Here is a 10,284-nt window from a genome sequence, read left to right on the forward strand (position 1 = left end):
GCATGACCTGGACGGTGGCCGCCGCCGAAAGCACCAGCCAAAGCCCGCCCAGGAAGATCGCCAGATCGCGACCGAACTCGGCCCGCGCGGCCCGCAAGGCCTTCTCCTCGCTGGCCACCTGGACCAGCACGGCCGGTCCGGCGTGGTCAGGCCGCACGCGTCGCTCGACCACCAGGATGCGGTCGTCGAACGGTCCCGCGGCGATCCGCGCGCGCCAGACCTCGGCCGAGGCCTCGGCGGGTGACTTCAGAGTCTGGTCCCAGAGCGAACGCGAGCGCACGGCGCCCGCGGCGGTGGACACCTGCCAGTACAGCCCCCCCGCCGGCGCATCCAGGCGCGGGTCCGCCGGGGCGGCCGCGATCACCGGTCGACCGGCCGCATCGACCGACAGCCCGGCCACCAGGTTCAGCCCCACGCGGGTCAGCTCGTCGGTCTCGCGCCGCTCGATGTGACGCTCGAACAGCCAGGTCATGGCCAGCCAGGAGACGATCAGCGCGACCATGACGGCCATTGCCCCGCCGAGGATCAGGCGCAGGCGGAGCGACCCGGCCTTCATGCGAGACGCATCATGCTGTTGCGCCGCCCAGCTGGTAGCCAAAACCGCGACGGGTCTCGATCACCTCGGGCCCGACCTTGCGACGCAGCCGCACGACCAGGGCCTCGATCGCATTGGCGTCACCGCTGTCGGCCACGCCGTAGAGCTGCTCGGCCAGCTCGCCCGCCGACACCGCCTGTCCCGGACGATGCGCCAGGCAGTCGAGCAGACGGAACTCCAACGGCGACAACCGCACCGGCGCGCCGTCGACGGTGGCCGACATCCGGCGGGTGTCCAGCGCCAGCCGGCCGATCTCGATCACCGGCGAAACCCGGCCCGCCGCCCGGCGCACCAAGCCGCGCAGACGCGCCAGCAGCTCGCCCATCTCGAACGGCTTGGCCAGGAAGTCGTCGGCCCCGGCCTCGATGCCCTCGACCTTCTCGGTCCAGTCGCCGCGCGCCGACAGGATCAGCACGGGAAAGGCTCTTCCATCGGCCCGCCAGCGACGCAGCACCGACAGGCCGTCCAGGCGCGGCAAGCCAAGATCCAGCACCACGGCGGCGTAGTCCTCGACGCTGCCCTTGAACGAGGCGTCCTCGCCGTCGCGCGCCAGGTCGACCACGAAGCCGGCGGCGCTCAGCGCCTTGACTAGGTCAGGCCCGACGACCGGATCATCCTCGACGACCAGCGCCCGCATCAATCGTTCTCGATCTTCAGCACCGCGCCGGTGCGCGCGTCGATATCGAGTTCGCGGACGCGGCCGTTGCGGCCCAGGACCTTCACTTCGTAGACCAGCTTGCCGTCGTCGTCCTCGAGCTCGACCTTCAGGACGTCGCCCGGGGCGCGCTGCTCGGCGATCGCCAGGATGCGGGTCAACGGCAGGACCTGTCCCCGCGCCAGGGCGGTGCGCGCGGCCTCGTGGTCCTTGTTCTTGTGGTCGTCGGCCCAGGCATGCGCGGGGACCGCGGCGGTGAGCGACAGGGCCAGGACGGCGCCGAGAACGGAGTTGAGGTTGGGTTTCATGGGGTCCAGGATTCCACGCCCATCCTGACACCGCCCTGACGATCCGCAACGGCCAGATGTCAGGCGCGCACAGGCAAAGCTTCTCCGGGGATGCGGAACGCCGCCTGGGGAAGACCAACATGATCACAAGATGCCTTGCCGGCGCGGCTTTCGGCTTGATTTCGGCCACCGCCGCGACGTCGGCTTTGGCGGCTCAGGAGCAGGTCACCCGCTATCCAGCCGCCTATTTCGCCAACGCCCAGCCCTATTCGGCCTTCGACATGATCGCGCGCCTGCCCGGCTTCGCGTTCGACGGCGGCGACAGCGACGTGCGGGGTCTTTCCGGCGCGACCGGCAATGTCCTGATCGACGGCCAGCGGCTCACCGGCAAATCGGAGAGCCTGGAAGCCGTCCTTCGGCGTATCCCGGCCCAGTCGGTCGTTCGCATCGAGCTGATCCGCGCCGGCGCGCCGGGCGTCGACATGCAGGGCCGGGGTCTGCTGGCCAATGTCGTGCGGTTGCAGGAAACGACGACGCGCGGCCGGCTGGAGGGGGCCAACGCGTTCCACCCGCGCGGGATCACTGCTCCCCGACTGGCGGGCGAGCTGTCGAGGCGGCGCGGCGACCGGGTGCTGGAACTGTCGGGATCGATCGGTCGCTCGGTCGACGACGAGAAGGGCGAGGGTCCGCTCCTCTGGACCAACCCCGACGGAACATCGCGGCGCGATGCGGTCTATCGCGAGGACAAGGGGGCCCGCACGGCCCAGGCGACCGCCGGCTACGAGCGCCGGGCCCTCGGCGGGAAACTGCGGCTGGACGCCAATCTGAGCGACGAGAAGACCCGCGCCGACATCCGCGAAACCGAACGCGCGCCCTCCCCGTCGGTCGAAGATGTGGTCGAGCGCGAACACGTCCAAGAGTCCGAAGTGGGTGGTCGCCTTGAACGCCCCGTGTCTGCATCCTGGTCGCTGGAGGCCCAGGCGCTTCGTCACGCCAGCCGCACCCGCGCCGCCGATCGGTCGATCACGGGCGCGGGCGCAGGGGCGGAAACCTCGGAAACCCGGCTCTCGTCGCAAGCCGCCGAGACGATCGCCCGCGTCCTGCTGCGTCGCGACGGCGCCGTGATCACCGTGGAGCTGGGCGGCGAGGCCGCGCTCAACAGGCTCGACAGCCGTTCGGCCCTGGAGGAGAACGGCCTGCCGATCACCCTTCCGTCCGCCAACGTCCGCGTGGAGGAGCGCCGGGGCGAAGCCGTCGCCACCGTCACCTGGCGGGCCCGCCGCACGCTGACGATCGAGGCCGGGGCGCGGGTAGAGGTCTCGGACCTGAGCCAGGCGGGCGACAGCCAGCTGGAAAAACACTTTCTCTATCCCAAGCCGCGCCTGCTGGTGACCTGGGCGCGCGACGAGCGTCGACAGCTTCGGCTGGAGTTGGAGCGCCGGGTCGGCCAGCTCGACTTCGAGGACTTCGTCAGCTCGACCTCCCTGACCTCCGACACCGTCACTGCCGGCAATCCTGATCTCGAACCCGACAAGACCTGGCGACTGGCCGCCAGCTGGGAACAGCGCTTTGGCAGAGCCGGCGCGATCGTGCTGACCGCGCGGCACGACGAGATCACCGACGCCATCGACCGCGTGCCGATCGTGGGACCCGGCTACGCCTTCGACGCGCCCGGCAATATTGGCCACGCCACACGCGACGAGATCACGATCAACCTCAGCCTGCCCCTGGACGCCCTGGCGCCTGGCGGACTTTTCAAGGCCGACGTCACCGCCCGCCGCAGCCGCGTCGTCGACCCCGCCACCGGCGTGCGGCGCGGTCTTTCGGACCAGCCGTCGGTGGAAGGCGCCCTGCACTTCACCCAGGACCTGCCGGCGCGCCGCATGCGTTGGGGCGTCGACGCCGTGCTGGGCGAGGAAAAGAAAGAATATCGCTTCGACGAGGTGCGCACCGATCGGGTCGCCGCCCGATGGTCGGCGTTTGTCGAGACCCGTCCGGCCCCGGCGTGGAACCTGCGCCTGGAAGTCGACAACCTGACCAGCGGTAAGGTCGATCGGCGGCGCGAGCGGTACGCGGGCCTGCGCGGCGCCGCGCCGCTGAAGCGCATCGAGACCCGGAGCATGGATCACGGCGCGTTCGCCGGCGTGATCCTGCAGCGCTCGTTCGGCGGCTAGGCTGCCTCGCGCCCCGCCCCGCCCATAGCGCGCCAGCGCTCGCGCTTGGCCAGGGCCCGCTCCAGGGTCGAGCGCTTGATCGGCAGGCCCTTGCGCAGCTTCACCCAGGTGAACTCGCTGATCCCGAACACGTCGAACAGATAGCGGTCGGTGATGGCCGGGAGGCTGGCGCGCAGGTCGGCGAACTCTTCAGGTGTGATGGTGACGAGGTCGAGCATAGCGTTCGCGTCCTTTGGCGCGCGCGGGGTCATTGGGTTCAGGGGAGACCGGAACCATCGCCAGTTTTGGTAGCGTTTTTAGGGCGTTAGTCGGCTTCAACCGGCCGCAATTGGTGGAGCAGCGTTCCCTGGAGTTGGGGAGTGCTGGCCAGCACCGTGCCGTTCATCAGGTCCAACGGCCGTCCCAAGGTATCGGTGACGACGCCCCCCGCCTCCCGGACGATCACCGCCCCGGCGGCCATGTCCCAGGCGCTGACGCTCTGCTCCCAGTAGGCGTCGAAACGGCCGCAGGCGACGTAGGCCATGTCGACCGCGCCCGCGCCAAGGCGGCGCACGCCGGAAACGCGGTCGGTCAGGCGCTTCATCTCGGCATGGAACTGCTCCTGGCGCGGCTTGCCCATGAACGGGATGCCCACGCCCAGCACGGCCTGCTCCAGGCCCTGGCGTTTTGAGACCTTGATCGGCTTGTCATTGAGCCAGGCGCCCTGCCCGACCTCGGCCCGGAACATCTCGTCCAGCATCGGCACGTAGGTGACTCCGGCGATCACCTCGCCATCGCGGGCCAGGGCGATGTTCACCGCCCAGATCGGCAGGCCGATCAGAAAGTTGGCGGTGCCGTCCAGGGGATCGCAGATCCAGGTATGGGAGGCGTCCGCGCCCAGTACGACACCGCCCTCCTCGCCCAGGAAGCCGTAGTCCGGATAGGCCTCAGCCAGGATCGCCTTCACGGTCTGCTCGGCGCGGACATCGGCGATGGTGAAGGGGTCGGCGGGGCCGTTCTTGTGCTGGATCTCCAGGGTGGCGATCTCGGCGAAGTCCTGCTTCAGGCGGTCGCCGGCGGCGCGGGCCGCGCGGATCATGGTCTGGATCAGGGGGGAAGGCTGGCTCACGCTCAATCTCTCAACTTGGTGCGCCACAGGCTGGTGGCGAGGGTCAGGGACAGGACCGAGGCGCCGATCCAGAACAGGACGGCCGGTCCGAAATCGTAGTGGCGCACGCCGTCGACGACCCGCATGCCCTTGTCGATCAGCGCGCCGCTGATCTGCTCCTGGATGGCGGCGCCGAGATAGCTGAACACGCCGATCAGGCCCATGGCCGCGCCGGCCACCCGCTTGGGACAGATGTCGGTGGCGAACAGGCCGCCCAGCGAGGTGACCAGGGCCGTCATGCCCAGGCCGAACAGGATCATGCCGGCGATCAGCACCGGATAGGTGTTGGGCCCGTAGAAGATGATCCCCAGCCCCGCCAGCTCCATCAGGCCGAACAGCAGGTTGGCCGGCGGGCGGCGGGCGTTGAACAGCTTGTCGGAAATGAAGCCGTAGCCGATGGCGCCGAAGATCCCGGCCAGGGTGCTGATCATCAGCATGCCGCCGGCCTGGGCCAGGGAATAGCCCCGCGCCTCCTGCAGATAGAGCACGCCCCAGCTGTTGATGGCGTAGCGGGTCACGTAGATCAGGGCCGAGGACAGGGCTAGAGCCCACACCGCGGGGATCTTCAGGATGGTCAGCTGGGTCTTGAACGTGCTACCCGCCGCCGACTTCGGCTTTTCGGACTGCCAGTGATCGTTGCGCCAGTCGGCGACGGGCGGCAGACCCAGGGTGCGGGGCCGGTCCTGGATCAGGAAGTAGCTGCCGATCGCCACAAGCACGCCGACGAAGGCCGGGGCCCAGAAGCCGTAGCGCCAGCCGAAGGCGCCGACGACGCCGCCGACCGCCACGAAGGTCAGGCCCTCGCCGATCGAATGGGCGGTGCTCCAGATGCCGTAATAGCGGCCGCGCTCGCGGTTGGAGAACCACTGGGTCATCGACACCACCCCGGCCGGAGCGCCGAAGCTTTGGAACCAGCCGTTCAGGCCCCAAAGCACCGCCGACAGCGCCACGGTCGTCGAAAAGCCCATGCCGATATTGGCGATCGCCGAGATCAGCACGCTGAACGCGAAGAACCGCTTCATGTTGGCGTGGTCGGCCAGGAAGCCGTTGGTCAGCTTGCCGAACGCGTAGGTGTAGAACAGAGCCGAGCCGATCAGCCCCAGCTCGGTCGGCGAGAACACCCCGGCGTCGATCAGGGGCTTCTTGACCATGCCCAGGGCTAGGCGGCAGGTGTAGGACAGGCCGTAACCGAGGGTGATCGCCACCATGATCCGGAAGCGATGGCGCTTGTAGAGCGTATCGATCGCGCCCTGGTCGCCCAGCAGCGGCGCGTCGGGTCCGGGCGCGAAGAACTTCAGCAAGGCGGTCATGATGCGGATCGTATCCCCGGTTCCCGCGACGCTTCGAACGGCGCCGTCATCGACCTTCATCCGAACAGGCTATTTCATTTCAAATTGGAATGGAAGATTTTTTCCATATCCGGAACGATTTGGAACGCTGAAAAGAAGGGCCCCGAACCGTGAGGTCCGAGGCCCAGTTCAGCGCACGCAGGAGCGCTTCCGTTCGGGGGGGAGGAGCCCGAAGTCACATGATCGGCCGGCTTACATCGTCGGAATGACGAAGCTCTGGTCCAGCACCGCCCCGCCCTTGGGCCAGCGCTGGGTCACGGTCTTGGTGCGGGTGTAGAACCGCACGCCGTCCTGGCCGTACTGGTTCAGGTCCCCGAAGCCCGAACGCTTCCAGCCGCCGAAGCTGTGATAGGCCACGGGCACGGGGATCGGCACGTTGATCCCGACCATGCCGATCTCGACCTGGTCGGCGAACTCGCGAGCGGCGTCGCCGTTGCGGGTGAAGATCGCCACGCCGTTGCCGTACTGGTGGCGCGAGGCCAGGGCGATGCCCTCGGCCAGGCTCTCGGCGCGGACCATCTGCAGCACCGGACCGAAAATCTCGTCCTGATACGAACGCATGGTCGGTTTGACGTGGTCGAACAGGGTCGGGCCGACGAAGAAGCCGTCCTCGTGACCCTGCAGGGTGAAGCCCCGGCCGTCGACCACCAGCTCCGAACCCTCGTCGATCCCCATCTGGATGTAGCTTTCGATCCGCGCCTTGTGGACGGCGCTGACCACCGGGCCGTAGTGGGCGTCCTTGTCGGTGCTGATCCCGACCCGAAGGCCGCCGATCGCCGCGACCAGCTTTTCGCGCAGGGCGACGGCGGTCTTCTCGCCGACGGGCGTGACCACCGGCAGGGCCATGCAGCGCTCGCCGGCCGAGCCGTAGGCGGCGCCGATGATGTCGGCCACGGCCTGGTCGAGGTCGGCGTCGGGCAGGACGATCCCGTGGTTCTTGGCGCCGCCCATGGCCTGCACCCGCTTGCCGTTGGCGCCGGCCCGCGAGAACACCGACTGCGCGATGTCGGAGCTGCCGACAAAGCTGACGGCCTTGATGGTCGGGTGGTCGAGGATGGCCTCGACGCAGTCCTTATCGCCGTGCACGACGTTGAGGATGCCGGGCGGCAGGCCGGCCTCGATCAGCAGTTCGGCCAGGCGCACCGGCACGGACGGATCCCGCTCCGACGGCTTGAGAATGAAGGCGTTGCCGCTGGCGATTGCCGGACCCATCATCCACATCGGGATCATGGCCGGGAAGTTGAACGGCGTGATGCCCGCCACGACGCCCAGCGGCTGGCGCATCGAATAGACGTCGATGCCTGGGCCCGCGCCCTGGGTGTACTCGCCCTTCAGCAGGTGCGGGATTCCGCAGGCGAACTCGATCACCTCCAGGCCGCGCATGATGTCGCCCTTGGCGTCGGCGATGACCTTGCCGTGCTCGGACGACAGCAGATGGGCCAGCTCGTCCATATTGGCGTTGAGCAGGCGGACGAACTCGAACATCACCCGCGCCCGGCGCTGAGGATTGGTCGCGGCCCAGGCCGGCTGGGCGGCGGCGGCGTTGGCGATGGCCGCGTCCAGCTCGCCCTTGGTCGCCAGGGCGACGCGGGCCTGCACCTGGCCGGTGTTGGGGTCGAAGACGTCGCCGAAGCGGCCGGACGTGCCCTCGACGGCGCGACCGCCGACGAAGTGGGGAATGCTGCGCATGACGCGCTCCTTCTTTGTAGCTAGCCGATCAGGCCTTGCGGGCGATCCAGTCGTGGGCCGGGTCGTTGCGGAAGATCCACTTGCGATGCGGACCGGCCATGACGTTGAGGTAGTAGAGGTCGTAGCCGTGCGGGGCGCCGACCGGGTGATAGCCGCGCGGCACCATCACCACGTCGCCGTCCTGCACGCAGACCGTCTCGTCCAGACTTCGATCGTCGGTGTAGACGCGCTGGAAGGCGAAGCCCTGCGGCGGGTTCAGCCGGTGATAATAGGTCTCCTCCAGCGCGGTCTCCTCGCCGTCGGTCGCCGTGTCGTGCTTGTGCGGCGGGTAGCTGGACCAGTGGCCGCCGGGCGTGATGACCTCGACCACCAGCAGACCTTCGGCGGGGGCGGTCTCGGGCAGGATGTTGCGGACGTGGCGGACATTGGTCCCCTGCCCCCTCACCTCGCGCGGCATGTCGCCGGCCGCGACCAAGCGGGGCGGCAGACCAGACTTGCCGGGCGCTGAGCACAGGGCCAGCTCCACCGCGGTGACCGCCGTGACGCTGAACGCCGCGCCGGCCGGGGCGTAGACCGCGCCCGGGGCGGCGTCCTCGAACACGCTGGCGCGGCCGCCGATCTCGCCGAACGCCTTGTCGGCCACGGTGACCGCCGCCTTGCCGCTCATCACGACCAGGCAGGTTTCGCGGCCCGCTTCGCCGCCGTCGAACCGCTGGCCGGGTTCGAGCGTGACGACCTTGAAGCCGACATGGCTCCAGCCGGCCGACTGCGGCGTGACTTCCAGCACCGAGCCCGAGGCGTCGGGCGCGTGGGGGCGGACGAGGAGATTGGTCATCGCCTCACGCCGCCCTCAGGCCGGCCGCGGCGGCTTCCTTCTTGAGGGTCGCCAGGCCGATTTCGCCATACTGGCGAGGATCGGCGATGGCCGGGTCCTGCTCGGCCTCGACGATGATCCAGCCGGAATAGCCGATCTCGGCCAGGGCCTGCATCACCGCGCCGTAGTCCAGATAGCCGTCGCCGGGCACGGTGAACATGCCGGCCAGAACGCCGTCCAGGAAGCTGCCGCCACCGCGCGAGATCACCTTGCGGAAAACCTCGCTGCGGATGTCCTTGCAGTGCACGTGGGCGACGCGATGCGGATAGCTGCGGATCATCGACACGGGATCGAGGCCGCCGAGCGCCGCGTGGCCGGTGTCGACGGTCAGGCCCACCGACGGACCGGTGTTGGCGAGGAAAGCTTCCAGGTCCTCGGGCCGCTCGACCACGGTGCCCAGGTGGTGATGGTAGGCGAACTTCAGGCCCTGGGACTGGATGTAGTCAGCCACCTTGGTCAGGCGCGCGCCGAATTCCTTCCAGCCCTCGGCGTCCAGGCGCGGCGTGGCCGACAGGGCCTTGGACTTGTCGCCGTGGATGGCGTTGCTGGTTTCGGCATGGACGAAGACCGTGCTGCCCATGGCCTTCAGCAAGGCCAGGTGCTTCTGCAGCGCCGCGATCTCATCGTCAGCGGACTGGACCAGAAGGTTGCCGCTGTACCAGCCGCCGACCAGCGACAGGTTGTAGCGGGCCAGCAGGGGCTTCAGCACCGCCGGATCGCGGGGGAACACCCCGCCCAGCTCCACCCCTTCGAAGCCTATCGCCTGGCAGTCGGCCAGCACCACCTCGAGCGGCGTATCGCCGCCCAGTTCGGGCATGTCGTCGTTGATCCAGGCGATGGGGCTCACGCCGAAACGGATGGTCATGGCGTCAGTCTCCCGTACGCTGTTGCTTGATCTTGTTTTCGTAGTCTTGGCGGGCCGCCTTGACGGCGGGGCGCACCGAGACCTCGGGCACCGCCACGTCCCACCACGCGCCGCCGCCGTCGGTGGTCGGCATGGGATCGGTGTCGATCACCACGACATAGGTTCGGTCGCTGGCCTTGGCGCGTTGCAGCGCCGCCTCCAACTCGACCAGATTGGCGACCTTCTCCGATCGCGCGCCCAGGCTCTTGGCGTGGGCGGCGAAGTCGATGTCGGGCAGGGTCTGATGGACCGTATCGACCAGCAGGTTGTTGAACGGCGCGCCGCCGGTCGCGGCCTGCAGCCGATTGATGCAGCCGTAGCCTCGGTTATCCAGGACCGTGACGATCAGCTTGGTCCCCAGCATCACCGAGGTGGCCAGTTCGGAGTTGAGCATCAGGTAGCTGCCGTCGCCGACCATCACATGCACCTCGCGATCCGGCGCGGCCATCTTGACCCCCACGGCGCCGGCGATCTCGTAGCCCATGCACGAGAAGCCGTACTCGACGTGGTAGCCGCCCGGCTGCCGGGTGCGCCAAAGCTTGTGCAGTTCGCCCGGCAGGCCGCCGGCCGCGCAGACCACCACCGCATCGTCCGAGGCGGCGCGCGACAC

Annotated in this window: 10 protein-coding genes and 1 pseudogene; 1 reads left to right on the plus strand and 10 read right to left on the minus strand. The window is 68.8% G+C overall.

Annotated elements, in window-relative coordinates:
- From AC1DZ6_RS10520 to AC1DZ6_RS10530, 3 genes and pseudogenes are all read right to left on the minus strand, one after another.
- Positions 1–556 (minus strand): annotated as a pseudogene (locus AC1DZ6_RS10520) (sensor histidine kinase); the annotation flags it as partial.
- Between the two features lie 10 nt (positions 557–566).
- A complete protein-coding gene (locus tag AC1DZ6_RS10525) occupies positions 567–1,235 on the minus strand; it encodes a response regulator transcription factor (RefSeq protein WP_477097130.1) in 669 nt (222 codons plus the stop codon).
- Complete coding sequence (locus tag AC1DZ6_RS10530; protein WP_477097131.1) at positions 1,232–1,558, minus strand: PepSY domain-containing protein; 327 nt, start codon at positions 1,556–1,558, stop codon at positions 1,232–1,234. The genes AC1DZ6_RS10525 and AC1DZ6_RS10530 overlap by 4 nt, the downstream gene beginning before the upstream one ends.
- Before the next feature lie 119 nt (positions 1,559–1,677).
- Between AC1DZ6_RS10530 and AC1DZ6_RS10535 the strand changes: the two genes are divergently transcribed.
- The gene (locus AC1DZ6_RS10535) at positions 1,678–3,711 is read left to right on the plus strand and encodes a TonB-dependent receptor plug domain-containing protein (protein ID WP_477097132.1); all 2,034 of its coding nucleotides are present in this window, start codon (positions 1,678–1,680) and stop codon (positions 3,709–3,711) included.
- Here AC1DZ6_RS10535 and AC1DZ6_RS10540 read toward each other — a convergent pair.
- From AC1DZ6_RS10540 to AC1DZ6_RS10570, 7 genes are all read right to left on the minus strand, one after another.
- Complete coding sequence (locus AC1DZ6_RS10540) at positions 3,708–3,929, minus strand: hypothetical protein (protein ID WP_477097133.1); 222 nt, start codon at positions 3,927–3,929, stop codon at positions 3,708–3,710. The two genes, AC1DZ6_RS10535 and AC1DZ6_RS10540, sit on opposite strands and share 4 nt — an antisense overlap.
- 86 nt (positions 3,930–4,015) lie before the next feature.
- Entirely contained in the window at positions 4,016–4,819 is an 804-nt protein-coding gene (locus AC1DZ6_RS10545; RefSeq protein ID WP_477097134.1) for an inositol monophosphatase family protein, read from the minus strand.
- Between the two features lie 2 nt (positions 4,820–4,821).
- Positions 4,822–6,168, minus strand: a complete 1,347-nt coding sequence (locus tag AC1DZ6_RS10550; RefSeq protein WP_477097135.1) for an MFS transporter — start codon at positions 6,166–6,168, stop codon at positions 4,822–4,824.
- Between the two features lie 231 nt (positions 6,169–6,399).
- Positions 6,400–7,896 carry a CoA-acylating methylmalonate-semialdehyde dehydrogenase gene (locus tag AC1DZ6_RS10555; RefSeq protein WP_477097136.1) on the minus strand — a complete coding sequence of 499 codons (1,497 nt, stop codon included), beginning with the start codon at positions 7,894–7,896 and terminating at the stop codon, positions 6,400–6,402.
- Positions 7,897–7,924: 28 nt separating this feature from the next.
- Positions 7,925–8,731, minus strand: a complete 807-nt coding sequence (iolB, locus tag AC1DZ6_RS10560) for a 5-deoxy-glucuronate isomerase (RefSeq protein WP_477097137.1) — start codon at positions 8,729–8,731, stop codon at positions 7,925–7,927.
- Between the two features lie 4 nt (positions 8,732–8,735).
- Positions 8,736–9,635 (minus strand): myo-inosose-2 dehydratase, encoded by a 900-nt coding sequence (iolE, locus tag AC1DZ6_RS10565; protein WP_477097138.1) that lies wholly within the window; start codon positions 9,633–9,635, stop codon positions 8,736–8,738.
- 4 nt (positions 9,636–9,639) lie between these two features.
- Positions 9,640–10,284: thiamine pyrophosphate-dependent enzyme (locus AC1DZ6_RS10570; RefSeq protein ID WP_477097139.1), on the minus strand; the 645-nt coding region annotated here is incomplete at its 5' end.

This window comes from Caulobacter sp. P1_B12_2 (genome assembly GCF_056406675.1).

What these genes read in the sequence shown, in the direction of transcription:
- AC1DZ6_RS10530 (WP_477097131.1), bottom strand. Translation starts at nt 1,558, where the DNA reads ATGAAACCCAACCTCAACTCCGTTCTCGGCGCCGTCCTGGCCCTGTCG.
- AC1DZ6_RS10535 (WP_477097132.1), top strand. Translation starts at nt 1,678, where the DNA reads ATGATCACAAGATGCCTTGCCGGCGCGGCTTTCGGCTTGATTTCGGCC.
- AC1DZ6_RS10540 (WP_477097133.1), bottom strand. Translation starts at nt 3,929, where the DNA reads ATGCTCGACCTCGTCACCATCACACCTGAAGAGTTCGCCGACCTGCGC.
- AC1DZ6_RS10550 (WP_477097135.1), bottom strand. Translation starts at nt 6,168, where the DNA reads ATGACCGCCTTGCTGAAGTTCTTCGCGCCCGGACCCGACGCGCCGCTG.
- AC1DZ6_RS10555 (WP_477097136.1), bottom strand. Translation starts at nt 7,896, where the DNA reads ATGCGCAGCATTCCCCACTTCGTCGGCGGTCGCGCCGTCGAGGGCACG.
- iolB (WP_477097137.1), bottom strand. Translation starts at nt 8,731, where the DNA reads ATGACCAATCTCCTCGTCCGCCCCCACGCGCCCGACGCCTCGGGCTCG.
- iolE (WP_477097138.1), bottom strand. Translation starts at nt 9,635, where the DNA reads ATGACCATCCGTTTCGGCGTGAGCCCCATCGCCTGGATCAACGACGAC.